General features: G+C 52.2%; 20 protein-coding genes and 1 pseudogene. 18 read left to right on the plus strand and 3 right to left on the minus strand.

Annotation, left to right across the window (positions count from 1 at the left end):
* The 7 genes from NHAL_RS06565 to hypF all read left to right on the plus strand — a co-directional run bounded on the left by NHAL_RS06565 (nt 1) and on the right by hypF (nt 11,409).
* Nucleotides 1-2,031, plus strand: coding sequence for a patatin-like phospholipase domain-containing protein (locus NHAL_RS06565; RefSeq protein WP_013032387.1), 2,031 nt, complete (start codon nt 1-3; stop codon nt 2,029-2,031).
* A gap of 40 nt (nt 2,032-2,071) precedes the next feature.
* Nucleotides 2,072-3,775, plus strand: coding sequence for a hypothetical protein (locus NHAL_RS19715; RefSeq protein WP_013032388.1), 1,704 nt, complete (start codon nt 2,072-2,074; stop codon nt 3,773-3,775).
* A complete protein-coding gene (locus tag NHAL_RS06575; protein ID WP_013032389.1) occupies nt 3,772-5,349 on the plus strand; it encodes a GMC oxidoreductase in 1,578 nt (525 codons plus the stop codon). The genes NHAL_RS19715 and NHAL_RS06575 overlap by 4 nt, the downstream gene beginning before the upstream one ends.
* A gap of 462 nt (nt 5,350-5,811) precedes the next feature.
* Entirely contained in the window at nt 5,812-7,221 is a 1,410-nt protein-coding gene (locus tag NHAL_RS06580; protein WP_013032390.1) for a hypothetical protein, read from the plus strand.
* Between the two features lie 46 nt (nt 7,222-7,267).
* Nucleotides 7,268-7,654, plus strand: a complete 387-nt coding sequence (locus NHAL_RS06585) for a hypothetical protein (RefSeq protein ID WP_013032391.1) — start codon at nt 7,268-7,270, stop codon at nt 7,652-7,654.
* A gap of 98 nt (nt 7,655-7,752) precedes the next feature.
* The gene (locus NHAL_RS06590) at nt 7,753-8,802 is read left to right on the plus strand and encodes a class I fructose-bisphosphate aldolase (RefSeq protein ID WP_013032392.1); all 1,050 of its coding nucleotides are present in this window, start codon (nt 7,753-7,755) and stop codon (nt 8,800-8,802) included.
* Between the two features lie 237 nt (nt 8,803-9,039).
* The gene (gene hypF / locus NHAL_RS06595) at nt 9,040-11,409 is read left to right on the plus strand and encodes a carbamoyltransferase HypF (protein WP_238985457.1); all 2,370 of its coding nucleotides are present in this window, start codon (nt 9,040-9,042) and stop codon (nt 11,407-11,409) included.
* A gap of 212 nt (nt 11,410-11,621) precedes the next feature.
* On the opposite strand, the gene NHAL_RS06600 is transcribed toward hypF, so the two are convergent.
* Nucleotides 11,622-13,961, minus strand: a complete 2,340-nt coding sequence (locus NHAL_RS06600; protein WP_013032394.1) for an NADP-dependent malic enzyme — start codon at nt 13,959-13,961, stop codon at nt 11,622-11,624.
* 160 nt (nt 13,962-14,121) lie between these two features.
* On the opposite strand from NHAL_RS06600, the gene NHAL_RS06605 reads away from it, so the two are divergent.
* The 8 genes from NHAL_RS06605 to hypE all read left to right on the plus strand — a co-directional run bounded on the left by NHAL_RS06605 (nt 14,122) and on the right by hypE (nt 21,249).
* Entirely contained in the window at nt 14,122-14,877 is a 756-nt protein-coding gene (locus NHAL_RS06605) for a phytanoyl-CoA dioxygenase family protein (RefSeq protein ID WP_013032395.1), read from the plus strand.
* Nucleotides 14,878-15,157: 280 nt separating this feature from the next.
* Nucleotides 15,158-16,297: a patatin-like phospholipase family protein gene (locus NHAL_RS06610; RefSeq protein WP_013032396.1), complete on the plus strand. Its 1,140-nt coding sequence runs from the start codon at nt 15,158-15,160 to the stop codon at nt 16,295-16,297.
* 518 nt (nt 16,298-16,815) lie between these two features.
* On the plus strand, nt 16,816-17,157 hold the full coding sequence (hypA, locus tag NHAL_RS06615; RefSeq protein ID WP_013032397.1) for a hydrogenase maturation nickel metallochaperone HypA: 342 nt from the start codon (nt 16,816-16,818) through the stop codon (nt 17,155-17,157).
* On the plus strand, nt 17,157-18,011 hold the full coding sequence (gene hypB / locus NHAL_RS06620; RefSeq protein ID WP_013032398.1) for a hydrogenase nickel incorporation protein HypB: 855 nt from the start codon (nt 17,157-17,159) through the stop codon (nt 18,009-18,011). The genes hypA and hypB overlap by 1 nt, the downstream gene beginning before the upstream one ends.
* A 61-nt stretch (nt 18,012-18,072) precedes the next feature.
* Nucleotides 18,073-18,369 carry a HypC/HybG/HupF family hydrogenase formation chaperone gene (locus tag NHAL_RS06625; RefSeq protein WP_013032399.1) on the plus strand — a complete coding sequence of 99 codons (297 nt, stop codon included), beginning with the start codon at nt 18,073-18,075 and terminating at the stop codon, nt 18,367-18,369.
* On the plus strand, nt 18,362-19,057 hold the full coding sequence (locus NHAL_RS06630; protein ID WP_013032400.1) for a D-sedoheptulose-7-phosphate isomerase: 696 nt from the start codon (nt 18,362-18,364) through the stop codon (nt 19,055-19,057). The genes NHAL_RS06625 and NHAL_RS06630 overlap by 8 nt, the downstream gene beginning before the upstream one ends.
* Nucleotides 19,054-20,208, plus strand: coding sequence for a hydrogenase formation protein HypD (gene hypD, locus NHAL_RS06635; protein WP_013032401.1), 1,155 nt, complete (start codon nt 19,054-19,056; stop codon nt 20,206-20,208). Before NHAL_RS06630 ends, hypD begins: the two co-directional genes overlap by 4 nt.
* A gap of 3 nt (nt 20,209-20,211) precedes the next feature.
* Nucleotides 20,212-21,249, plus strand: coding sequence for a hydrogenase expression/formation protein HypE (hypE, locus tag NHAL_RS06640; protein ID WP_013032402.1), 1,038 nt, complete (start codon nt 20,212-20,214; stop codon nt 21,247-21,249).
* A gap of 18 nt (nt 21,250-21,267) precedes the next feature.
* Here hypE and NHAL_RS06645 read toward each other — a convergent pair whose 3' ends face one another.
* Entirely contained in the window at nt 21,268-21,876 is a 609-nt protein-coding gene (locus NHAL_RS06645; protein WP_013032403.1) for a hypothetical protein, read from the minus strand.
* Nucleotides 21,877-22,105: 229 nt separating this feature from the next.
* On the opposite strand from NHAL_RS06645, the gene NHAL_RS21810 reads away from it, so the two are divergent.
* From NHAL_RS21810 to gpmA, 3 genes and pseudogenes are all read left to right on the plus strand, one after another.
* Nucleotides 22,106-22,786 (plus strand): IS607 family transposase, encoded by a 681-nt coding sequence (locus tag NHAL_RS21810; RefSeq protein WP_013032404.1) that lies wholly within the window; start codon nt 22,106-22,108, stop codon nt 22,784-22,786.
* Nucleotides 22,686-23,759 (plus strand): annotated as a pseudogene (locus NHAL_RS06655) (RNA-guided endonuclease InsQ/TnpB family protein); the annotation flags it as partial. The gene NHAL_RS21810 and the pseudogene NHAL_RS06655, both read left to right, overlap by 101 nt.
* Before the next feature lie 50 nt (nt 23,760-23,809).
* On the plus strand, nt 23,810-24,532 hold the full coding sequence (gene gpmA / locus NHAL_RS06660; protein ID WP_041355482.1) for a 2,3-diphosphoglycerate-dependent phosphoglycerate mutase: 723 nt from the start codon (nt 23,810-23,812) through the stop codon (nt 24,530-24,532).
* A gap of 67 nt (nt 24,533-24,599) precedes the next feature.
* Here the strand turns inward: gpmA and NHAL_RS06665 are convergent, their stop codons facing one another.
* Nucleotides 24,600-25,190: a Uma2 family endonuclease gene (locus tag NHAL_RS06665; RefSeq protein ID WP_013032407.1), complete on the minus strand. Its 591-nt coding sequence runs from the start codon at nt 25,188-25,190 to the stop codon at nt 24,600-24,602.
* Nucleotides 25,191-25,399 lie beyond the last annotated feature (209 nt).

Consider the following 25,399-nt stretch of genomic DNA (forward strand, 5'->3'; position numbering starts at 1 on the left):
TTGAATCACCTATCAGAGAGTCAAGATTCAGAAAGCCGTTCTCCTGTTTTGACAGAGCAGCAGATGCTGAAACAGGAGCATGAGCGCCTCCAGGAAAGGCGTCGTCAGGCGGGGCTTCCTTCAGGTCATCCGGAAAAAGATGCGGTTGGCCTTGCTTTCTCGGGTGGCGGGATTCGTTCCGCCACCTTTAATTTAGGGCTGTCACAGGCGATGCATCGTTATGGCTTCCTCAAGCATGTGGATTATCTCTCCACTGTTTCAGGCGGAGGTTATATTGGCAGTTCCCTGACTTGGTTCATGTCTTATCTCAAGCAAGATTTTCCTTTCGGGACTTCCCGCCGCCACAATACCGAAACACCCGGCGCTGTGGTGGGTTGGTTGCGTGAGCATGCTTCTTACCTAACTCCTGGTGAGGGTGTCGATCTTTGGGCATTATCGGCGGCGGTTATCCGGGGCACCTTAGTCAACCTGCTGGTGATTATCCCGATTCTTTTTGCTGTAACCGTATTCCTGGTTTGGTTGCCCGGTCCGGTGATTATTGCAGGCTATCCCCATAATGGTTTTACCGCACTGCTGCTGGGGGGACTTGCCTCTCTAGCTTTGCTCGGTGTCACTTCCATTTTCTATGCCCTGTTATCTAGCTTTCCCAGCTTACAGCGATTTCGTTTACGGCACCGAGCTAACTTCTGGATGGGGCGGATGCTGTTATTCGGGGCTGGGTTAATAGTGCTCGGTATGATCCCCTTATTACATGGTTATATTGATTTGTATTTTGAGCACCTGATTGAAGAGTTTAATACTTCTTTTTCTGTGGCAGGGGTGGCGTCCCTGGTTGGTGGTTGGATGGGCCGGGACTCGGGAAAGGAGATCCAGGGATATCGCAAAATTTTATTGAATATAGGGCTGGCCTTGGCAGCCTATGGCCTGCTGCAATGGATGTATCATGGTGCCGATGCCATTGTGAATAATGGCGATGTTTTGCGAGATGAACTACTGCGTGGGGGCGTAGTTTTATCCCTTCTCATTGGGGCGTTGGCCAATATTAACTACGTTTCTATCCATCGTTATTACCGTGACCGGCTGATGCAGGCGTTTATGCCGCCACCGGATTTCACTGATTTTAGCCAACCCAGTCAATGCCTATTGAAGGACATTCCCCAGACCAAAGCCCCTTATCAAATCATTAATACCCTGATGATGACTTGGAATTCTTCGACCCCCAAACTGCGCATCAGGGGAGGCGATAATTTCATTTTCACTCCTTTATTTTGTGGTGCCCCGTCGACAGGCTATGCTCGCAGCGCCGAGTACTTAGGGGGCACAATGGATCTGAGCACAGCTTTTAGTATTTCGGGAGCGGCTATAGATCCGAATACAGGAGTGACTCGATCCCGGCCCTTGTCTTTTATGATGACCTTGTTGAACTTGCGGCTGGGTTATTGGGTTCGCAACCCGAAGCGGCCGGCCAAAATTATGAAAGGATGGTCGCGCCCCTATTGGCTCATCTATTCCTTGCGGGAAATGTTCGGCCTCAAGATGGCTGAGAACCAGATGCATGTCTATTTATCCGACGGGGGGCATTTCGAGAACTTGGGTCTTTATGAACTCATAAGACGCCGTTGCCGTTATATTGTGCTTTGCGATGGGACTGAGGATCAGGATTGGGAATTCGACGATTTGGGAAATGCTTTGGAGAAAGTCCGGGTGGATTTTGGCGTTGCTATCGATATGGATACCCAAATGCTACAACCTCAGGGCCCTAATCGATTTTCGCCTCAACCTTGGGTGTTAGGAGATATTCATTATGCAGATGGCAGCCGAGGTACTTTACTCTATATCAAGGCCTCGATTTTTTCCGGCCTTCCGGAGGATGTGTATGCTTACCGTCGAGCCAATCCTAAGTTTCCCGACCAAAGTACAACTGATCAATTTTTCGATGAAGCCCAGTTCGAAGCCTATCGGGAGCTTGGTTTTCAAATAGGCAAGCGAGTATTTGAGAATAAAAAACTCCATAGAGTTTTTGGCCGCTAAATAGGTAAAACCCTCCCATTTATATATTCGGAGCTTTGCAATGAATAAACAAGCTGTCTGGTTCCGTCGTGCTGTTTGGCTCGGTATTCTGGCCGACTGGATTCTTGGCATTCCAACCATCTTTGCCCCCGAGTGGGTGTTGGGGTTGTTGGGTTTCCGTCCCACCGGTGACCCTGTATGGACCTCCTTCGCCGCTCTGCTGGTAGTTCTGCTATCTCTGTTCTACATCCCCGGTGCCAACAATCCGTACCGTTATCGCCTAAGCGCTTGGTTCGCTGTTTTCGCTCGGCCGCCAGGCGTGATTTTCTTTCTTTTCCTAAATCCAGGAACCTACCCGGCTTTTGGATGGTTGGACGGCTTCCTGTTTCTCATCCAATTCCCCTTGCTGATCTTAACTATGCGTCATGCGCCGGCCTATGAGGATAAGGAAGGGGCAACTTTACAGGCGGAGCCAGAGCAACGTAACCATGCCACCACCTGGCTGCGCCGGACCTTGTGGGTGGGGATCATCGCCGACTTCGTGTTGGGTATCCCCGCCATCTTTGCTCCTCAGTGGGTGCTAGGGCTGTTGGGTTTTCGCCCCACTGATGACCCCGTATGGACCTCCTTCGCCGCCCTTATTCTGGTGCTGTTAGCGATCTTCTACATTCCTGGTGCCAACAAGCCCTATCGTTATCGCTTTAACGCTTGGATGGCGGTGCTGGCGCGGCCGCCTGGGGTGATCTTTTTCTTTCTCCTTTGGCCTGGTTTCTACCCGGCTTTCGGATGGTTAGACGGTTTCCTGTTTCTCATCCAATTCCCATTCCTGGTGAAAGTGATGCAACTCATTCCCAACCGCCGCTTCTGGGATACCCAGGTGGGCGAGTATCGGGGCACCACCTTCCGCTACGTCAAGGAGGCCGCTTTCCGTGGACCCTATGACGACCACAACCTGCCATATCATAAGGGTTTAGGACTGACTACTTTCCTCCAGTTCATCAACGATAGCTCCCGGAACATGCACGACAAGCGGGATATCCGGCCGGTCTATAATAAATTAATCCACTCTAACGGAGTCTGTTACGCAGGGACTTGGAAGATTGACCAAGAAACCCCCTATTCGGGTTACTTCGCTACGGGTTCAGAGGGATTGCTCGTTGCCCGCGCCTCGGTGGCTGGCCCACTCATCTGGCAGGGCGCCAAGCGTGCCTTTGGCATTGCGGGTAAGGTTTTCCCAACGATGGACCCGGATGAGTGGGTGTGGCCGGGCAATTTTGTGACTGTCAGCCACCTAAGCGGCTCCAAGGCGAAGCATGTACTGGACATTGAAATACTCAATTACCCGACTATTGGTCTGGACCCGGTCGCCAACCTTATTAACCGGATGCTGTTTCGCCTGATGGATACTCGACCTGGCTATCGCCAGCTCTTTCCTATCTCTACCCTGGGAGTCAAACCTGGGGACCCAGTGGTGACCCCCGACTTGCTGCGCCTGATGCCGATGGAGGGAACACCACGGGTAGATGCTAAGGATTTCCGGGACGAGATCCGGCTGCGAAACTATCCGGATGGGAAGTTAGTTTATGATATCCAGGTCAAGAACTTCGGCGACGCGGAGTGGACCCGTATCGGTTCCATTACCTTCACTGAGGACGTGGTCTCCGAGGGCAGTGATAAGCAGCTCCATTTTTGGATTCCGCGGGATGTGCCCAATGTGCCTCAGCCTGTGCCCAACGAGGCGGGTTATAGCGAGGTGCGGCAATGAGTGCGCACTTCGATGCTATTGTGGTCGGCACGGGCTTTGGTGGCGCCATCACCGCCTGCCGTTTGGCTCAGGCAGGCGCACGCGTATTGGTGCTGGAGCGCGGTCGACGCTGGACTCCAGAGACCTATCCTCGGAAACTCCAAGATCCCTGGTTTTACCACCCAAGCCATCCCCAGAAACACAGCGGTTGGTTAGACCTGCGCTTCTTCCGGGGCATGGCGGTAGCCCAGGGCGCCGGTGTTGGCGGGGGGTCACTATGCTACTCCAGCGTGGTGATGGAAGCGGACGCTGACTGTTTTATGGAGGGGTGGCCGCCGGAGATTACTTACGAAGAACTCCGTCCTTACTATGATAAGGTGCGCCGCATGCTTGCCCTGGGCTCAATCCCAGAAGGGCAGCACACCCACCGTTTTCAGTTGTTGCGGCGGGCGGCGGAGGAACTGGGCTACAGGGATCGCTTTGAGGCGGTCCCCTTGGCTATCTCTTTTGATCCAGAATATAGCTACGATTTACCTAACCCCATCGATGCGAAGCATTCCAAGTCTTTTGTCAATTCCCAGGGGGTTCGTCAGGGCACTTGTGTGCACCTAGGCAACTGCGATATTGGATGTGATGTTAAGGCCAAAAATACGCTCGATCTCAATTATGTGCCGGAAGCGGAGCAGCACGGGGCCGAGGTACGGCCACTGCACCTGGTTCGCCATGTGGAGCCTGCCGGGACGGGTTACCGGGTAGTGTGGGATGAAGTACGGGATGGAAAATTGGTGCGTGGTTCGGCGGAAGCCGACCGGGTGGTATTAGCCGCTGGTTCTTTAGGTTCTACCGAAATCTTATTGCGCAGTCGCGATGAGGCCAAAACTCTGCCTGCAGTGAGCCGGCAATTGGGTGTCGACTGGAGCGCCAACGCCAATTTTCTGACCCCCGCTATTTATCCAAAGGGAGTGGATGTCAATCAGGGGATTGGGCCAACTATCTCTGCTGGTCTCCGCTTTATGGATAGCGAGGTGAACGGGCAGCGTTTCTATATCGAAGACGATGGCTTTCCCAACTTGTTGCTCAATGCTGCTGCTTCCCGGTTAGGCAGCGGCTTCTTGGGGAGACTGTTGCACAACCTTCTAAGGCGTGGTCTGGACGAGAAAAATCCTACCGCTCAGGTGATGGTGTGGCTGGGTGAAGGTCTGGATGCCGCTGATGGTCGACTCCACCTAGGACGCTCCTGGCTCAAGCCTTGGCAGCGGAAACTTAAGTTGGACTGGGAGGTGGAGGAGTCGCGGGCGGTCATTGATGCCATCATCGACATCCATCGGCAGTTATCGGAAGTGGATGGTGGCCGGCTCAAGGTTCCCTTCTACTGGCGGGTGTTGCGCAATCTAGTTACCGTTCACCCCCTGGGAGGATGCCGTATTGGCGGCAGTGCAGAGGATGGAGTGGTAGATCATCGGGGTCAGGTGTTTGGTTATCCCAATCTTTATGTTGTCGACGGCGCTCTCCTGCCAAAACCCACAGGCCGCAATCCCTCAATGACCATTGGTGCTCTAGCGGAGCGAATGGCGGACTTGATGACCCAAAACTAACAACTTTTTCCCTTTAAACTTATGGGCCGCCAAGGTGGTAGCTCAGACTAAAAATTCATTCTACATTAGAGGGCACCTCTAATACCAATTTCATGTGATTTTGCATTGTGTAGATTCAGCCTAAACAACCACTTGAAGCCTTAATAGATTGCATTCTTTGGTTAAATTGGTATAAAAACTCATGAATTGATGTAGGTCGTTTCTAGGTATTTTTAGAGGTGCCCTTTAGTTATTTATTTTTCCTTCCATTTTTATATCAGAAGCTGTAAGTAAAACAGTCGCGACCTTCCTTTCCAATAGTGCCCCTAGAAGCTCCAATACACTCTTTAATAGATCAAAGGAAAATCTCCTGTCTTCAACCCCGAGGTTATAGGCACGCCCATAAAAAATTTTGATGGCAAGGTACGGAGACAGTCACTAAGCTTTATTGGGTATCCCTAGTAAAGAATAGAGGAAGTTAAAATGGGACCCATCAATATTAGGCCTTGTTGTTTAGGGTTGTTTTTTCCGATACGTGCCGGGTTTTTCTTTATTATTTTTTTGCTTCTAGCGGCATGTGAATCTAAGCCTCCTGATTTTCCTAAACCCTCTCCACCTACACCCGAAGAAAAACTTATCGATAAAGGAAGGGATATCTTTTTTAATGAGACATTTAACGGCAATGGCCGGACCTGTAGCACCTGTCATAGAGCAGAAGCAAATTTTACAATTGATCCTGAATTTATTAGCACATTACCAGACAGCGATCCTTTGTTCGTGGCCGAGTTTAACCCTAACCTGAGTGAGAATTTTGAAAATCCAAAGCTCATGCGCCAGTTCGGATTGATTGTCGAGAACCTAGATGGCTTTGGGGATTTAGAAAATGTCTTCGTATTACGGGGGGCACTTCCTACGCTGGCGCTACCTACTTCAGTAGAAAGTCCAGAGGGACCTCGTTTGGGTTGGTCCGGTGATGGTTCACCTAGGGAGGGGACCCTGAAGCTATTTGCGATTGGAGCGGTGATTCAGCATTTTACTAAGACTTTAAATAGAACTCCGGATATTGATTTTCGTCTTCCAACTGAAGACGAGCTTGTTGCCTTAGAAGCATTTCAACGCGCCCTGGGGCGGCAAAAGGATTTATCATTACCCCTGCCTTTAAAAGGGACAGTGGCAAATCGCGGACAGGAAATATTCTTAGACGACACAGTTGGAAAGTGTAACATTTGCCACCAGAATGCAGGGGCCAATGCCCGTTTAGGTGGACAGGATGTAGGTAATGCCAATTTTAATACGGGTGTTGAAAGTTTTACTGATAGAGAAGCAACTTATGGCGATGAATTGGTGCCGCCTGATGATGGGTTTGGGACCCCGGGAGATGGTACTTTCAATACCCCACCTTTGGTCGAGGCGGCAGATACAGCTCCTTTTTTCCATAATCATGTGATTGATACCCTTGAAGGCGCAGTCGCTTTTTATAACAGTGAAGCTTTTAATAATTCTCCGGCAGGCCAGATACTTGCCAGTCGCGATCCTAAGGGGGTCGGTATTCAATTAAATGGAAATCAGGTGGTTGCTGTTTCTGCTTTCCTTCGGGTTATAAATGCTTTGGAAAATATTCGCTTGAGCATTGAATTGATTGAAGGAGCAATGGGTAGGCATTTTGCGATATTTGGAGATTTTGATGAGCAACTGAGGATCGCTAACTTTGAGATTGAAGATGCGGTTATGGTATTGGCGGAAAGTGATTTGCATCCGCAGGCAGTTGCCGATCTTAACTCAGCCTATAATTTAATCGAACAAGTAAGAGGTAATGCTGCCTTAAAGCATCTTATGGTAGATGCGATTGGTGAGTTAAGGGACGCACGTGACGATCTTGCTAGATCCTATTAGGCCCCTCATACAGACAAGCGACACACTATAACTGGAGCATCAAGCTATGCTTAACAAGCCATCATGTTTTGGAATCGCTATATTCCTAATATTCTCTATTCCCCTTGTTCATGGGGATAGCCATGAGAGATATGAAAAGTTTATTCCTCTGGGCTATTCTCCAGGATTAAGTGAAAAATATACGACTATCGGCAGCATTGTTGCCACTGACGAAGATGAAAAAACCGTTACTGTTAGTACGGATTCCGAAAGCCATATTTATAGAGTGAACGAGAATACTAAAATATGGTTAGACCGGTCGCAAATCAAGGCTAGAAACTTAGATGGATCTTTCACCGATCTTAAGGAAGGTTTGAATGTCGAGATAAGAACTGACCCTGCTGAGGATAAAGCTGTAGCTAAGTGGATCAAGGTGCAGATAACAAATCACTAATCCAGATTGACAATCTTTTTCTCCTTTCTAATCTATAACGTAATATTTTGTTCTATGATTTTGGCATTTCTTGATGATTAAAGCTGGAGGTAAACTTAATGATTGACATCGAAACCCTTTTGGGCGAAGAGATGGAATCCTTATTGGGCTATCGGTGTCAGGGTATTGACAAAAGTGCTCTGCATCTACCGGGCCCAGATTTCCTCGATACTGTGGTGACCCAAACGGACCGAAAACCACGGGTGTTACGCAGTCTTCAGACCTTGTTCAATCATGGCCGCCTGGCAGGTACCGGCTATTTATCTATCCTGCCTGTAGATCAAGGGGTGGAGCATTCAGGCGGCGCTTCATTTGCACCCAATCCCCTCTATTTCGACCCAGAAAATATTGTTCGTCTAGCGATAGAAGGGGGCTGTAACGCGGTCGCCTCCACCTTAGGCGTATTGGGTGCCGTATCCCGCAAGTATGCCCACCGCATCCCCTTTTTGGTAAAGCTTAATCACAATGAACTACTCACCTATCCAAACCGGTATGAGCAAACCCTGTTCGGTAGTGTCGATCAGGCTTTTGATATGGGGGCAGTGGCGGTTGGGGCGACCGTTTATTATGGTTCTGAAGATTCCCGACGTGAAATCCAGGAAATCACCGAGGTCTTTCAGCATGCCCATGAGCTGGGCATGGCGACGGTACTCTGGGCCTATCTGCGTAACTCAGCCTTTAAGCATGAAGGAACCGATTACCATACTGCCGCAGACCTTACCGGTCAGGCTAACCACTTGGCGGCTACCATAGAGGCGGATATTGTGAAGCAAAAGCAAGCGCTGACCAACGGGGGTTATAGGGCCATTGGTTTTGGTAAAACCGATCCTCGCGTTTATGAGCAACTCACTTCTGATCATCCCATCGATCTAGTGCGCTACCAGGTCGCCAATTGCTATATGGGTCGGGTGGGCCTTATCAACTCTGGAGGTCCCTCTGGCAAAGATGACCTTCATCAAGCCGTGCGGACCGCAGTTATTAATAAACGGGCTGGAGGCATGGGGGTGATTTCTGGTCGTAAGGCTTTCCAGAAACCCATGAAAGAGGGTATCGAGTTATTAAATGCCATTCAGGATGTCTATTTATCAGAGAAAGTCACTGTGGCCTGAAACCAGACCTACAGGGTGGAAAGTAGGCCGGACCGATTCGCTGGGAGCGAATCGGGACATCCGCAGGAGGCCCGAAGGGGGCGCGCCAGGGAGGGCGCGCATCAATAAAGTCTTGGGCCGTTTCCGGCAAGATTTTGTTGTCAGTTCTCTGCCTTTTGGCATCCAAGCCTTTAAAGAGAAATTTAGGTCCAATGAAGCGATTTAAGGGGGGGACGAAATACCAGGGTTACTCTAATCGTGTCGAAATCTAAGCCATGCCCTGTGGGGGAAACAATTCGCCTCCGAGGCTTGGTTCAGGGGGTTGGTTTGCGTCCCACTGTCTGGCGTTTAGCGAAAGAATGTGGACTTTGGGGTGAGGTGCGCAATGACAGTGAAGGGGTCTTAATCCGCGCCTGGGGTCAGGTAGAGGCTTTGGAAGCTTTTGTCCGCAAACTAAAATCCCAGGCCCCGCCCCTGGCCCGTATTGACACGGTTGAGCGCCAACCACTGGAGATCACCCCCCCAAATTCTGAATTTCGCATCTTCCACAGTTCTCAAGGTGAAGTGCGGACAGGGGTGATGCCCGATGCTGCTGTTTGCGCGTCCTGCCTAACGGAAATTTTTGATCCTACCCGCCGGCGCTATCGTTATCCGTTTACCAACTGTACCCATTGTGGACCGCGCTTTTCTATCATTGCGGAGATTCCCTACGATCGCTCCAATACTAGCATGGCACCCTTTGCCATGTGTCCAGCATGTCAGGCGGAGTATGAAGATCCTAATGATCGACGCTTTCATGCTCAGCCTAATGCCTGTCCCCTATGCGGGCCCCAGGTTTGGCTGGAAGATGCGACCGCTCAAGAAATTCCCCCAACCGCCCTGGGCTGTGCCGATCCCATTGCCGCCGCGGCACAGCTGTTACTTAAAGGGGCTATTATGGCGATCAAAGGGCTGGGAGGATTTCATTTGGCCTGTGATGGCACCCAGTTTGAAGCGGTGGCCAGGCTCCGTTCAAACAAGCGCCGCTATGAGAAGCCTTTGGCCCTGATGGCTCGGGATTTGGAGATGATTCGGCGCTATTGCCAGGTGACCGAGGAAGCCGCGCAGCTGTTGCAGAGTCCGGCAGCCCCCATTGTGCTGCTGCCAAGGGAAGGAAAAGGGAGGGTAGCGGAAAATGTAGCGCCGGAGCAGCAGTATCTGGGATTCATGCTCCCTTACACCCCCTTGCACCATTTGCTGTGTGCCGAATTGGATCAGCCCCTGGTGATGACTAGCGGGAATCTTTCCGAAGAACCTCCCTGTCTTCATAATCCGGTTGCCCGCTCCAAGCTGGCGGGGATCGCCGATTATTTTTTACTCCATAATCGGGATATCATTAACCGGGTGGATGATTCGGTGGTTCGGATCATGGCGGGACGGCCCAGATGGCTGCGCCGCGCCCGGGGCTATGCGCCAGCCCCCCTCGCGCTGCCGCCAGGTTTTGAAGCCGCGCCGCCGTTACTCGCCCTAGGGGGGGAGCTTAAGAACACTTTCTGTTTGCTCAAGGGGGGGCAGTGCCTTCCCTCCCAGCACTTGGGGGATTTGGAGGAAGCGAAGACTTTCGCGGATTATCAACAAAACCTCTCCCTCTATCGCCGCTTGTATCAGCAGACCCCCAAGATGTTGGTGGTGGATCGACACCCTGAATATTTGTCCGCCAAGCTGGGGCGGGAATGGGCCGCCCGGGAAGGGTTGCCCTTACTGGAAGTGCAGCACCACCATGCCCATATTGCCAGTTGCATGGCCGAAAATGGACTGCCGTTGGAGACTTCGCCGGTGCTAGGGGTGGCCTTGGACGGCCTAGGCTATGGGGAGGGGGGCACTCTATGGGGAGGGGAATTTCTCCGCGCCGATTATCGAAGTTTTGAACGTCTGGCCACTTTTAAACCTGCTCCCCTGATAGGTGGGGTCCAGGCCATCCGGGAACCCTGGCGTAGCACCTACGCCCATATTCTCACCGGCTTGGGATGGGACAGGTTTCAGGAGGAGTATGGGGCTCTAGAACTATTTCAATATCTCAATACTAAACCTTTGGCCACCTTGAACGCCATGGTGAAACGGGGGCTAAACTGCCCCCAGACCAGCTCTTGCGGACGATTATTTGATGGGGTGGCCGCAGCCTTGGGCGGACATCGGGGGAAAGTGAGTTTCGAGGGTCAGGCCGCCATGGCCCTGGAGACTTGGGCGGAAGCAGGATGGCCGCAAAAAGACCGCTGCCTGCCCTATCCTTTTGCCCTTAGCATGGGGGATAACAGCAGATTGCCTTGGATTGATCCCACCCCCCTGTGGCAAAGGCTCTTGGACGATCTTAACCGAGGCGAGTCCAGGGAAAAAATGGCGGTTTGTTTTCATCTCGGACTGGTGGAAGTACTGGTGGCCATGGTCAGACATCTTGGGAAGGCACAGGGCATGGGGACCGTGGCCCTTTCTGGCGGGGTGTTTCAGAACCGGTTGCTGCTAGAGGGAATGATCTCAAGACTAGAGGCTGAAGGGTTGACTGTGCTTTCGCACCGCTATTTGCCTACCAATGATGGGGGGCTTTCGGTGGGACAGGCCGTGGTGGGGGCGGCCTGGGCATTGGGCGGCTAATGAACTTTATAATTAAGGGTTTCTATGCCTGAGTCTACCCGTTTCCTTATTTAGGCGATTTCCGGAACAGAGTCCTCCTTGTTTATCCCCCCCTTAGGGGGAAATTGAGAATCTCAAGCATTCACCCCCACCCTTTCCCTCCCCCATCAAGGGGGAGGGGATGTTATATTTGGGCTAGCCCATGCTGGGCTTGTCAAAAACCTGTAGATCGTTCAGGCGGAGCGGGCCTGAAGCTCGATTTCTTGGGCTTGCACGGCGGCAATGGCGGCAATATTCACAATGGCATCCACGGAAGCGTCCCGTTGCAGGACATGATAGGGCTTGGATAGCCCCATCAGGATAGGTCCAATGGCTTCGGCGCCCCCCAGTTCTACCAGCAATTTATAAGCAATGTTCCCCGAGGTCAGATCGGGGAAGATCAGGACGTTAGCGCCCTCCTTCAGCCGGCTGAAGGGGTAGGTGGAATGGAGAATGGCTTCATTGGTGGCCGTATCCGCCTGCATTTCCCCATCGATGACCAAATCCGGACGCCGGCGGTGGACCATTTCCACCGCTTCTTGAACCAAATCCACCAGGGCGTGCTTCACTGAGCCGAAATTGGAGAAGGAAAGCAGGGCGATCCGAGGTTCAATATCGAAACGGCGCGCCGTATCCGCCGCCGACAGGGCAATTTCAGCCAAGGTTTCCGCATCGGGGGTGATGTTGACCGTGGTATCGGCACAAAAAATGATCTGGTTTTTGAACAGAAGCATATAAAGCCCGGAGGCATGACGGATTCCTTTGTCCAGGGGAAGGATTTGAAGGGCAGGGCGGATGGAATCCGGATAATGGTAAGTTTCGCCACAGACTACTGCATCCATCTCCCCTCGAAGCAATAGCATGGGGGCATAGTAATGACGACGCAGCATATGGCGACGCGCTTCGGCTAAGGTGACCCCTCTGCGGGCCCGCATGGCAAAGAACTGCCGGGCGAGATCCTCCCGTAGGGGATGAGTTTGGGGATCAAGCAGTTCAATTTGCTGCAAATTAACCCTTAGCTGCTTCGCTTTTACCTGGATCTCATGGAAATTGCCAAAAAGCACCGGTTCACCGATACCTTCTTCCACAATACGGCTCGCGGCGCGAATAATGCGCTCATCATCTCCCTCGGGAAAAGCAATCCGAATGGGGCCGAGGGAGGCTGGTTTTTCTGTTTCAAGGCTTTGGATGGCCAGTTGGGAGCGGCGTTTGGCCTTATTAATGACCTGCCGCATGACTTCTTTGGAGCGTCCTAGGCGGCGCTCCAACTGTTCCCGGTAGACTTCAAAGTCTTGGATGGGCGCACGGGCTGCCCCGGATTCGGCTGCCGCTTTGGCCACCGCGATGGTCACCTGCAACAGTACCCGGGGATCGAAGGGTTTGGGAATTAGATATTCCCGGCCAAACTCAATTTTCTCCATGCCATAGGCGCGGCAGACGGTTTCCGGAACCCCTTCTTTGGCCAAGGCCGCCAGAGCCTGGGCCGCAGCAATTTTCATGGCTTCATTGATGGTGTGGGCACGGACATCTAGGGCGCCTCGGAAGATGAAAGGAAAGCCGAGCACATTGTTGACTTGATTGGGATAGTCGCTGCGGCCTGTGGCCATAATCACATCGGGGCGGGCGGCGAGGGCATCCGGATAGGTGATTTCCGGGTCGGGATTGGCCATGGCGAAAATAATGGGGTTGTTGCCCATGGACCGCACCATCTCGGGAGTGACCACATTGGGGATGGACAATCCACAGAAGACATCGGCCCCCACCAGGGCTTCTTCTAAAGTATGGGCTTGGCTGGGCCGGATAAATTGGGCCTTGTAGGGGTTATAACGGGGGTGGTCTGGTGCCAAATCCTGGCGTCCTTCGTAGAGCACTCCCTTGCTGTCGCAGAGCAGTAGATTTTTCGGGTTCACCCCCAGGGTGAGGTAAAATTTGGCGCAGGCGATACCCGCCGCACCGGCGCCATTGATGACCAGTTTGATTTCATCCAGCTCTTTGCCCACCAATTCACAGGCATTGAGCAGGGCCGCCCCCGAGATAATGGCTGTGCCGTGTTGATCGTCATGGAAGACGGGGATAGCTAGGGTCTCTTTTAACTGTTCTTCAATATAGAAACAATCGGGGGCCGCGATATCCTCTAGATTAATGCCGCCGAAAGTGGGTTCGAGCAGGCGGCAGGCTTGAATCACCCCATCGGCGGTGGGGGCGTTGAGTTCCAGATCAAACACATCGATGTCGGCAAAGCGCTTGAATAAGACCCCTTTGCCTTCCATTACCGGTTTGCTGGCTAAAGGCCCCAGAGGTCCCAAACCGAGCACCGCGCTGCCGTTGGTCACCACGGCCACCAAATTGCTTTTGCCGGTATAGAGATAGACATCATCGGGAGTTTGATAGATTTCCCGGCAGGGTTCGGCCACCCCGGGGGAATAGGCCAACGCCAGGTCGCGCTGGGTGAGGCAAGGTTTGCTGGGGGTGACTTCCAGCTTGCCAGGCCGCCCCCGGCGATGGTATTCGAGTGCTTCGTCACGGGAAATCATGAATTCTATTGTATTTCTATGTTGCCGATGTTGTCGAATTGTGATCAAGCATAGTTGACAAAGAGGGCTATCTAACCCCTAATGGGATCATAGAGTAAAGGGGATATTTCGGTTATAAAGGTGGGTTTGGTTCTTAACCGTGAAGATTGAAGGAGTCTCCATGAGCCATTTGACGGAGGAGCAGATTGAAGCTTTTGAGCGTGATGGTTTTGTTGTGGTGCGGGGGTTTTATGATGACCAGGAAATGGCGCAGATTAAGCACTGGGTAGAGGAGGTCCAAGCCTATCCCGATGCCCCCGGCAAATATCAGCGTTATTATGAGGATTCCCTTGCCGAGCCTGGTCAGCGGCTGTTAAATCGCATGGAGAATTTTTCCCCCTATCATAGGGGGTTTGCCCAGCTGTTTCATAACAGTAAGCTTCAAGAGGCTATCTCCGAACTCTTCGGTGAGCCGGCGGTCCTTTTCAAGGAAAAAATCAACTTCAAATTCCCCGGTGGCGATGGTTTCAAGCCCCATCAAGACCACCAGGCGGGATGGTGGAAATACAATAACCTTTGTATTACCGCGCTTATTTGCATTGATGAGGCCAACCAGGAAAATGGTTGCCTAGAGATTGCCCCAGGAAAGCATAAGAGTGGCATGTTCAAGGGGTGGACTCCCCTGAGCGAAGAGGAGATGAAAGAGATGGAATTCATTTCTTGTCCGACTCAACCAGGGGATATGATTTTATTTGATTCTTTTACTCCCCATGGATCTCAGCCTAACCTTACAGATAAGCAGCGTCGGCTTTTGTTTATCACCTACAATCGCCTCTCGGAAGGAGATACCCGCGAGCAGTATTATGAGGACAAGCGTAAGAGTTATCCCCAGGACTGCGAGCGAGAGGAAGGGAAGGAATATGTATTCCGGGTTTAGGGGGCGGCTTATTTTTCCATAGCTTAGCGGCAATATCTGGGTTAGGGAAGGTTATCCACAATTTCTGTGGATAACTATGTGGATAAGATGGAATTTAAGGGCTGCAGGTCCCATGCTAGCGGGCATCATGACAAGTTGATGACAAAATGAGCAATTCATTTAATGTTTATAAAAATCAAAAACTTATAAAAATTATTTCAGAGTTGGTAAGCACTGGATGGCGGCATTAATGAGAAATGACCTCGGTCAATTTGTCAACTGTTGAAAATATTATGTCTATATGAGCCCCAAAGAGGATGATCTTGCCTTAGTGATGAGCGGTGGGGGGGCCCGCGCTGCTTATCAGATCGGTTTTCTCAATTGCCTTGCTCGGCTTTATCCCGAACTAAAGATACCGATTTTGACCGGAGTCTCTGCCGGTGCTATCAATGCCGCCTATCTGGCCAATCAACCTGGCAATTTTGGGGAAAGAGTTGAGGGTTTGACCCGGGTATGGGCGGGGCTTAATGCCGAACAGGTGTTTCGGGTTGATTTGCTCTCCATTTTTTGTAATGTCATCCGCTGGGGGTTTCGCCTGCTGTTAGGGGGGGCCTCCCGTGCCATTGAAGCCCGCAGCCTATTGGATACTACGCCCTTAGAGGCCCTCTTAGAACAGGTTTTTGAGCCCAGTGGCGGCTATCTAGCCGGCATTCAGCGCAATCTAGGGGGAGGGGAGCTTAAGGCCATTGCCATCACCGCTTCCAATTATTCCACTGGCCAGTCTGTGAGTTGGGTGCAAGGGAGGGAATTACGACGCTGGGAGCGGGCCCATCGAAAGGGTATCCACTGCGCCCTTAAGCTTAAGCATGTTCTGGCCTCGGTTTCTTTGCCCATTTTTTTTCCAGCGGTGGAAATTGACGGCTGCTGGTACGGAGATGGGGGTATCCGTATGACCGCCCCTTTATCACCTGCTATTCACCTGGGGGCAAGCCGGATATTGGCTATCTCGACCCACTACGCCCCCAGCTACGAGGAAGATAATTTTCCTAATATTGATCATTATCCTCCGCCGATACAAATTGCCGGTGCTCTTTTCGATTCCATCTTCCTGGATGTGTTTGATAACGATGCCTTGCGTTTGGGGCGGATCAACCGGCTGATAGCCAGACTGCCTGAAAGGCAGCGCTACGGCTTGCGTCCCGTTAAACTGTTGCTGTTGCGGCCATCCCAGGATTTAGGCAAGCTGGCCAACGAATATGAACCGGCGCTGCCGCGTTCCTTCCGCTTTATGACTCGAGGGTTGGGCACCCGAGAAACCCGCAGCAATGATGTCTTGAGCTTGCTCATGTTCCAGCCGGACTATCTCCATCGCCTCATGGAACTGGGTTGCCACGATGCCCAAAAGCGAAGTGACGAGATTCGCAAGTTCTTGGAAGGGTAAATCTTCTTTTCCTTCCATTCTTATTATGATTTGGGTAATGTGATTGACCGGAACATGAATTTGCCGGGCGAGTTCCGCCGCTGACAGGGCACGGGCCTCCAGCTCATCGCTCAGAACCTCGCCGGGATGGATAGCTGATCTTGCCATATTTCCTGCGCTTCCTCTTGATTAATGATAGTCCGTTATCTCTACATAAAGAATCATACTTATCCACAATTTTTGTGGATAAGTATGTGGATAAGGTGGGGGTAGTATCTCGTTAAGCCCCAACCGTCAGGCCTTTGTTTCAAATTGGTGATAAAATAACCAATCTAAAAGTTGTTTAAAAATCAGTAATTTATAAAAATTTTCTTAAATGACCAAGAGTTAGCGTCTCTATAAAAGGGGGCGTTCCCGGAGTCAAGGCCTGCCTGTTGAAAACTTTTTCGTGAAGAAGGTTAGAAGAGCCAAAAATTTTGGAATTGTCAAGCCCCGAGTGATAGAGTGGAACCTCTTAGAATTGTTGTCCAAAATTAAAAATGCACGAGCTTTCTCTCTGTGAAGGGGTGGTGCAAATATTGGAGGAGCAGGCCGGGATTCAGTCTTATTCCCAGGTCAAGGCGGTATGGTTGGAGGTTGGGATTCTGGCGGGCGTGGAGTTAGAATCTTTGCGGTTTAGTTTTGATGCGGTTACTCGCGGTACCTTGGCCGAGGGGGCGCGATTAGAGATCATTTCCGTCCCTGGCCGTGCTAAGTGTTTGTCCTGTGGGGAAACCGTTGTCCTCAATGAACGGTTTTCCCCTTGCCCCCGGTGCGGCGGCTACCCGCTTCAGGTGACAAGCGGTGAGGAGTTGCGGATCAAAGAACTGGAGGTAGAGTGATGTGTACGGTATGTGGTTGCGGTGAAGGTGAAGTGACAATGGAGGGGGAGGCGCACTCTCACCACCCTCATCATGGGCATCATCCCCCTAATTCAGGGGATTTCACCTCAGGCCCGATTTGGGTCCATGCCCCCGGTTTGTCTCAAAAGCGGATGGTCCAAATCGAACAAGATATCCTGAGTAAGAATGACCGTTATGCCCAGGAAAATCGCCACTATTTTCAGGCCCATGGGATTTTGGCATTAAACTTGGTTTCCAGCCCCGGTGCTGGCAAAACGACCCTGTTGGTCCGCACGATTGAAGAACTCAGGGCCCAGGGGCCGCTGGCGGTGATTGAGGGGGATCAGCAAACCAGCAACGATGTGGAGCGTATTCGCGCTACCGGTGTCCCTGCGTTGCAGATCAATACCGGCAAGGGCTGTCACCTGGATGCCCACATGGTGGGGCATGCCCTGGAGTGTCTACGCCCCCCCAAGGACAGCTTGCTGTTTATTGAGAATGTGGGCAATTTGGTTTGTCCTGCCGCCTTTGACTTGGGGGAAGCCCACAAGGTTGTGGTCCTTTCGGTCACCGAAGGGGAAGACAAGCCTCTCAAATATCCCGATATGTTTCATGCCGCCCGTCTCATGATCCTCAATAAGGTCGATCTCTTGCCTTATTTGGAATTTGATGTGGCCCGTTGCCTGGAATATGCCCGCCGGGTTAATCCCCAGATGGAAGTCATCCAGCTTTCCGCCCAGATTGGCGAGGGCTTAGCCGACTGGTACGCTTGGATTGGGCGGCAACAGCAGGCGCTGCTGGGTCAACAGTCGGGGAAACCCGTGGCAGCAGTGGAGGATCCCCTAGCTGTCTAGTTGGGCGCCCTCTATTTTTCCTGGCCCTGAGCTAAGCGCAGATTAGCGCAGGAGGTGCGCGATGTGTTTGGGTATCCCGGCTCAGATTGTAAACATTACCGATGCTGAGAACTTGCTTGCCGTGGTCAGTGTTGGCGGCGTTAAGCGGGAAATTAGCTTGGCCTGTGTCATAGAAGGCGACTCGCCCTTAGAGGCTTGGGTGGGAGAGTGGGTCTTGGTGCATGTGGGTTTTGCCATGAGCCGCATTGACCCGGAGGAGGCGGATAAGACTTTGAAATTGCTTGAGGAGTTGGGTGAACTCCAAGTTAAAATGGAAGATCAAGAGGGGCTAACCCCCGAGGACGAACAGCATGGATGAGGATCCACTCCACTCCCTTTATCCCTTTCTCCAGGAGGGGCGGAAAGCACCCGAGGAAGGAGATGGTGCGTTATTGGAATCGGTGCGCCAAAAAGCCGCGGATAGTCTCTCGGTAAAGCAGGCCTTTTTTGACGCTCACCTTCACCAAATGGTGGCGGTGGCCCATACTCTGGCTACCGTCTACCGGGGAGGAGGGCGCCTATTTACCATGGGGAATGGAGGCTCTAGTTGTGATGCGGCCCACATTGCCGTGGAATTCCAGCATCCGGTGACCGCAGGCCGGCCTGCTCTTCCTGCCACCCACCTAGGTGCAGATACTGCTTTAATGACGGCATTGGGCAATGATATTGGTTTTAAGCATGTTTTTGTGCGGCAGCTATTGGCCCACGCCAAGGCCGGGGATGGGCTCATTGGTATTTCCACCAGCGGTAATTCGGAGAACCTGATGGCTGCTTTTGCCAAGGCCAAGGAGCAGGGGTTGGCCACCATCGGATTAACCGGCATGAGTGGCGGGGCGATGGCAAAGAGTCCTTTCCTTGACCACTGCTTGATTGTGCCTACTGACAGCATCCACCGGATTCAAGAATGTCATGTCGTCATTTATCATATTCTCTGGGATTTGGTGCACACCTTGCTTGCCGATGATCGGGGGAAGTCCGTCACCTATCAAGGGAACTCCGTCCCATGAAATATGTGGATGAATTTCGGGATCCGGCGAAGGCCCGTTATTTGCTCGGGGAAATCAACCGCCAAATAGAACAAATTGCCACCTGCCAAGTCCGCCCATTGCAACTGATGGAGGTCTGTGGCGGCCATACCCATGCCCTGTTTAAATACGGGATTGAGACCCTGTTGCCCGAGGCTATCGAGCTGGTCCATGGGCCCGGTTGTCCGGTGTGTGTATTGCCCATGGGGCGGGTTGATGATTGTGTTGCCCTTGCCGAGCAAGGGGGAGTGATTTTCACTACCTTCGGGGATCCCATGCGGGTGCCGGGTTCCCGCAAGAGCTTGGCCCAGGCCAAAGCCGAGGGAGCCGATATTCGGATGGTCTACTCGCCTCTGGATGCCTTAAAGCTGGCTCGCCAGCACCCGGAGCGGGAAGTGGTGTTTTTCGGCTTAGGCTTTGAGACCACTATTCCCAGTACCGCCTTCACCGTGCTTCAGGCCGAGCGCGAAGGGATCAACAATTTCTCGGTTTTTTGTAATCACATCACCATTATTCCCACCATTAAAGCCATTCTGGACTCCCCGGATATGCAGCTGGACGGCTTTCTGGGACCGGGCCATGTGAGTATGGTGATTGGCACCCGTCCCTATGGTTTCATCGCGGAGCGTTACCATAAACCGGTGGTGATTGCCGGCTTTGAGCCCCTTGACGTGTTGCAAGCGGTAGCCATGGTCCTGCGGCAGATTGCCGGAGGACGGGCAGAGGTGGAAAATCAGTATGGCCGGGTAGTCCCTCAGGAGGGTAATCGGGCGGCGCTGACAGCCCTTAGTCAGGTTTTTGAGGTGCGGGAATATTTTGAATGGCGAGGGCTCGGCTCCATTGATTATTCCGGGGTGCGGCTGCGGGAGCGCTATGCCCGTTATGATGCAGAGCGGCGTTTTTCTCTCCCTAACCTTAAAATCGCCGATCCTAAAGCCTGTCAATGTGGGGAGGTTCTCAAGGGGATTCTCAAGCCCAGGGAATGCAAGGTTTTTGGCACCGCTTGTACTCCTGAAACCCCCTTAGGGGCCTTGATGGTGTCTTCTGAAGGGGCTTGCGCCGCTTACTACCGGTTTGGTCGCCTCCAGCAGCAAACACCGGCTCACCCCCAAGATATGATGGATCGAACTTAAGGGATGAACAGTCACCAGGGGAGTCGGCATATCACCTTGGCCCATGGCGGTGGCGGCAAGGCCATGCGTGATCTCATCGAGACTCTCTTTGTCCGTCATTTTCATAATCCTTGGCTGACTCCCCTGGAAGATCAGGCCCGGATCGGGCTTGGGGAATTGTCACCAGGGGGAAATCGGCTTGCCTTTACCACTGATTCTTTTGTGGTTGATCCGTTATTTTTTCCCGGCGGCGACATCGGTACCCTGGCGGTCAACGGCACTGTCAATGATCTTGCCATGAGCGGCGCTCAGCCCCTATACCTAAGCTGTGGGATGATTCTGGAGGAAGGCCTTTCCATAACCCTTCTGGAGGAGGTGGTGGAGAGCATGGGCCGTGCCGCCGATGCTGCCGGGGTGAGTATCGTTACCGGCGACATCAAGGTGGTGCCCCGGGGAGCGGTGGATAAGCTGTTTATTAACACCACCGGTCTAGGCGTGATTCCGGAAGGTGTTCATATTGCCAGCCACCGGGCCCAACCTGGGGATGCTATTTTGGTCAATGGCTTTATGGGGGATCATGGGGCCGCCATCGTGGATGCCCGTGGGGATCTAGCCTTGGACAATCCGGTGGAAAGCGATTGTCAGCCCCTCCATGGGCTAGTGGCAGCGATGCTGGCGGCCTGTCCTGATATCCACTGTTTGCGGGATGCCACCCGGGGTGGAGTGGCCACGGTGCTCAACGAATTTGTCCAAGCGGCCCAGGTGGGGATGCGTCTTGAAGAAGCCTCACTGCCAGTGCGAGAGACGGTCCGGGGCGTCTGTGAAATCCTGGGACTGGATCCCCTCTACTTGGCTAATGAAGGAAAGCTGGTGGCGATAGTGCCCGCTGAGGCAGCGGAAGCTGTTTTAGCCGCCATGCGCTCCCACCCCGCCGGTCGGGAGGGGGCGATAATTGGCGAAGTGACGGCGGTCCCTGAGGGAAGGGTGGTGCTGGCGACCGCTCTAGGGGGGGAGCGCATTGTGGATATGCTAGTGGGAGAGCAATTGCCTCGCATCTGCTAATGGCTGGGATAAACAGCATCACTCATGGGGGGCCTTACCCTGGGTGATGAACCAGTGGTGGGGTAAGTGGTGTTCTCCATAGGCCATGAGACCGGCATACCCTAAGCCCCTGATCTTGTCGACCTCCTGGGGATTGTCGGTGGTGATGGTAAGGCCATAGATGCCGTTTTCTTGCGCCACCGCCATATTCCAGCCCGTTTCCTGTTTCAACACTGCCGGGTGCGCTCCAGGCGCCAGTACGCGGGCCAGGGTTTCTTGGGCCGGGGCGCTTAGGGGGCGAACTTTAATATGAACTCCTTCTGCTGTAGAGGTTTGGGCAATCACTTCAACATTGGTCATGAAATGATACATGTCCACCAGATGGCGTCGAAAAGCTTCCAAATCCACTTGAGACCAATTGGTTTTGGGGTCGGCTTCAAGTTGAGCAATCGCTTCCTTAATGGCGGCAAAAATGGCATTACCGGGTTCTGTGAGAGGAATTTTTTCCATAGCGGACATGGAATGCAGACCATGTTCCATTCTATGGTGTTCAGCTTTTTGTTCAGTTTCCGGCCATACTATTGAAATAGACAGAAGCGATAATAACAAGGTGGCCGGCAGGAAAACACGAGGGGTGATTTTGGACATGGATTTTTCCTTTGGCATGGTCAGCGCCTATTATTCTTAAAATGTAGTTTACTAATAGGACTAAGGTGAAAACAAAGGTATTTGAGAAGCGGAATGCCCCTATTTTCAGGAATATTGACTCCCACCCTCTAGAAGTCATTGGGCTATACGATATTGGCTGCAACGAGTTTTCGGTGGAAAGGAGTGATTAACTAGTTGGCAAAACACTACCAAATAGTACCATTCTCTCATGAAATTGGTACCTTTAAGAAAAGCCGTGCAAGCGCTCGGTTTATCCAAGAACACCCTGAGAAAGTATGCAGACCAGGGAAGTATTAATGTTATCCGAACCCCGAGCGGGCAACGGCTCTTTGATTTGGACAGTTTCACTGGACAACTCACTAAACAAACAGCCGTCGCCTACGCTCGGGTCAGCTCAAAAGGGCAAAAGCCGGACTTAGAGTGCCAGGTGGAATATCTAAGCGAATACGCAAGCGAGGTGGTGCGTGATGTCGGCAGTGGTCTCAACTATAAACGAAAAGGCTTACGCGCCTTACTGGAACGCGCAGTATGCGGAGAGCGTCTCAAAATTGTGGTTGCCTCACGAGACCGTATTGCACGGTTTGGCTGGGAACTCGTGGACTTTATCGTCCAAAAACCCGGCGGCGAAATCGTGGTTCTCGATCAACGTGTGGGAAGCGCAGAAGAAGAGCTCACCCAAGACCTCTTGCATATCCTCCACGTTTTCTCTTGCCGAATGTATGGGCGACGAAAGTATAAAAGTAATCAGGTCGAAGAAGATCCGGTTCTATCCTACTACAGCGCAGAAGAACTTGTTCAGGCGTTGGTTCGGCGTATCGAGAAGGATTTACAACAAGACGGTCGAACACTTAGCTACTCCAGGGACGATAGCGGACTGGAAAGCGATTAAGCAATGGCTGATTCCGGCTCAACCTGAGTATACCTTTGAGGTTCCGCGAGCTATTCGTGATGGTGCGGTCATGGACGCTTGCCGGGCCGTTAAGGCGGCCAAGGTAAAGACCAAGCAAACTGGCAACCCCCATAAAGTACGCTTCCGCTCAAAGCGGGAACCCACGCAAACTCTCTTTATCCGCAATGACATGATTCGGAAAGGGACTGTGTACCCTACCAAATTGGGGGTGCTGTCCTTTTCCGAATCATTGCCTGAACACCCACGGGATTCTCGGATCACGTGGGAAAACGGACGGTGGTTTATGTGCGTGCCCCATGAAATCACCTTATCGCCGGGGGCGAGAACCAAGCCCTATTATGCTGTAGGGGTCGATCCTGGGGTGCGCACTTTCCTCAGTTTTTATACCGATGGCGCAGTTGGGGATTTAGGCGAAGGCGATTTTGGGCGGATTGCCCGCTTGTGTGCCTATTTGGACGATTTAATGTCCCGTCTTGACCCGAAGCGCAAGGAAAACCGAGTCAATGCGGCTAAGCGTCAACGTATGCGCAAGGCAGCCAATAGGCTTCGGTGGAAGATTAAAGACTTAATCCGTGAAGTACATTGGAAGTGCGCCCGTTTTCTTTGTGAAAACTTTGAAGTCGTGTTTATCCCCGACTTTGAAACGCAGCAAATGGCTTCACGGACCAAGCGAAAGCTGAGGAAAAAATCGGTTCGCGCCATGCTCACGTGGTCCCACTACCAGTTTCGTCAGCGCTTGGAATGGATGGCAAAAAAACTAGGGACCACTGTAATTTCTGTCAACGAATCCTACACCAGCAAGACCGTGAACTGGACGGGCGAAGTCAACCATAAACTGGGTGGCGCTCGGATAGTGAAGGGTTCGGACGGAAACTCCATGAAGCGAGACCACAATGGCGCCCTTGGGATTTATCTCAAGGGCTTTGTCGGATACGGCCTAACGAAATGTTAGCACTTGGTAGCTAAACGTTACCAAGAAAGGATCAGGTTATGGTGAGTAGAATCGTTTTACTGCGTCATGGTGAAAGCGTATGGAATTTGGAAAATCGATTTACGGGCTGGACCGATGTTGATCTTTCTGCAAATGGTATTGAAGAAGCCCGCCTTGCAGGCAAGATATTGAAAAATGAGGGGTACCAATTTGATAAGGCCTACACTTCAGTGCTTAAGCGGGCCATTCGTACCCTGTGGATTGTAGAAGAAGTCATGGACTTGATGTGGCTTCCCATAGAAAAACGGTGGGAGTTGAATGAACGCCATTATGGCAGTTTACAAGGACTGAACAAAGCTGAAATGGCCAAACAATATGGTGCGGAGCTGGTGCATCAATGGCGCCGGGGCTATGCGATTGAACCGCCTCCATTGGATGATTCCGATCCCCGCCATCCGCGTTTTGATAGGCGTTATGCCCACTTAGCTTCCGAGAAAGTCCCGGCCTCGGAATCCCTTGAGAAGACGCTTCAGCGGGTTATTCCCTGTTGGGAGAAAGATATCTTACCGGATATTGCCGCGGGCAAGGAGCTGATTATTGTCGCCCATGGCAATTCTTTGCGGGCTTTATACAAGCATCTTGAGGGGTTGTCCGATCAGGAAGTCATGGAGCTTAATATCCCGACCGGTATCCCCTTGGTGTTTGAACTAGATGAGGCTTTCCGGCCAACCGCCCATTATTACCTTGCCGACTCGGAAAAGGGTCAGGTGGCTGTCGATGGGATGGCCCATTAGGCTAGGCTGTTTGTCGATACCCTTTGCCATCGGCAGGCAAAGGGTTTTTTAACGGCATACCGAAGCTTCAGCTCAGAAATTCACGGACATTCAAGATGACCTCGGGAAAGCATTGGGGCGCCAGTTGGCCTTCGGTGACTGCTTGAACAGTTTGGTAGCAGGCGTTTTCCGGTTCGGGCTCGAAATAGACCTCGATGAATTGCCCTGGGAGGTTAATGAGCCAGTATTCTGGGATTCCGTGCCGTGCATAGAGGGGTCCTTTGATCTCCCGGTCATAATGCACCGTGGTATCGGCGATTTCCACCACCAGCAGCACGTCGGTGGCCGCCGGTAAAATGTGCCGGTATCGGTGCGGCTGGTAGCGTAGTAATGCGAAGTCGGGTTGCGGTTCGGAATAAGGTGCGAGTTGAATGGGATTCTGTATCCAGGCGATAGCGCGGCCGATAAGCCGGGGGGTCAAGTACTCATTCAGCGTACTCGTCAGGCTGGCGTGCAAGTGGCCGATGGGCGCCATATCAATCAGTTCTCCCTCGATGAGCTCCACCCGATCATCCTCGCGCAAGATGCCCGCCTCGCCCATGCGATGGTATTCAGCCACGGTTAATTTGCGATGGGGCGCCATGATGATTGGGGGTGAATCCGTCGACGCAGTGGTCATCGGTTCTCATCCTTAGGGTTCGGTGATTGCTAGTATATCATCGCAGGGTTGGTCGGGTGTGTCCTTTTCGAGCAAAAAATCATTAGTCACTGATTTTGGAACGGTTCCGATTCCATCCCCGGCACCCATTACTCTAGCCGGACCGCCCTCTCATTTCCCCTGCACTGATAATCATGGTGGGTATTTTAGGGCCTAGCAAGGTAAACTAA

Source organism: Nitrosococcus halophilus Nc 4, from assembly GCF_000024725.1.
Classification (GTDB): Bacteria; Pseudomonadota; Gammaproteobacteria; order Nitrosococcales; family Nitrosococcaceae; genus Nitrosococcus; species Nitrosococcus halophilus.

What these genes read in the sequence shown, in the direction of transcription:
- NHAL_RS19715 (WP_013032388.1), top strand. Translation starts at nt 2,072, where the DNA reads ATGAATAAACAAGCTGTCTGGTTCCGTCGTGCTGTTTGGCTCGGTATT.
- NHAL_RS06575 (WP_013032389.1), top strand. Translation starts at nt 3,772, where the DNA reads ATGAGTGCGCACTTCGATGCTATTGTGGTCGGCACGGGCTTTGGTGGC.
- NHAL_RS06580 (WP_013032390.1), top strand. Translation starts at nt 5,812, where the DNA reads ATGGGACCCATCAATATTAGGCCTTGTTGTTTAGGGTTGTTTTTTCCG.
- NHAL_RS06585 (WP_013032391.1), top strand. Translation starts at nt 7,268, where the DNA reads ATGCTTAACAAGCCATCATGTTTTGGAATCGCTATATTCCTAATATTC.
- NHAL_RS06590 (WP_013032392.1), top strand. Translation starts at nt 7,753, where the DNA reads ATGATTGACATCGAAACCCTTTTGGGCGAAGAGATGGAATCCTTATTG.
- NHAL_RS06600 (WP_013032394.1), bottom strand. Translation starts at nt 13,961, where the DNA reads ATGATTTCCCGTGACGAAGCACTCGAATACCATCGCCGGGGGCGGCCT.
- NHAL_RS06605 (WP_013032395.1), top strand. Translation starts at nt 14,122, where the DNA reads ATGAGCCATTTGACGGAGGAGCAGATTGAAGCTTTTGAGCGTGATGGT.
- NHAL_RS06610 (WP_013032396.1), top strand. Translation starts at nt 15,158, where the DNA reads ATGAGCCCCAAAGAGGATGATCTTGCCTTAGTGATGAGCGGTGGGGGG.
- hypA (WP_013032397.1), top strand. Translation starts at nt 16,816, where the DNA reads ATGCACGAGCTTTCTCTCTGTGAAGGGGTGGTGCAAATATTGGAGGAG.
- hypB (WP_013032398.1), top strand. Translation starts at nt 17,157, where the DNA reads ATGTGTACGGTATGTGGTTGCGGTGAAGGTGAAGTGACAATGGAGGGG.
- NHAL_RS06625 (WP_013032399.1), top strand. Translation starts at nt 18,073, where the DNA reads ATGTGTTTGGGTATCCCGGCTCAGATTGTAAACATTACCGATGCTGAG.
- NHAL_RS06630 (WP_013032400.1), top strand. Translation starts at nt 18,362, where the DNA reads ATGGATGAGGATCCACTCCACTCCCTTTATCCCTTTCTCCAGGAGGGG.
- hypD (WP_013032401.1), top strand. Translation starts at nt 19,054, where the DNA reads ATGAAATATGTGGATGAATTTCGGGATCCGGCGAAGGCCCGTTATTTG.
- hypE (WP_013032402.1), top strand. Translation starts at nt 20,212, where the DNA reads ATGAACAGTCACCAGGGGAGTCGGCATATCACCTTGGCCCATGGCGGT.
- NHAL_RS06645 (WP_013032403.1), bottom strand. Translation starts at nt 21,876, where the DNA reads ATGTCCAAAATCACCCCTCGTGTTTTCCTGCCGGCCACCTTGTTATTA.
- NHAL_RS21810 (WP_013032404.1), top strand. Translation starts at nt 22,106, where the DNA reads ATGAAATTGGTACCTTTAAGAAAAGCCGTGCAAGCGCTCGGTTTATCC.
- NHAL_RS06665 (WP_013032407.1), bottom strand. Translation starts at nt 25,190, where the DNA reads ATGACCACTGCGTCGACGGATTCACCCCCAATCATCATGGCGCCCCAT.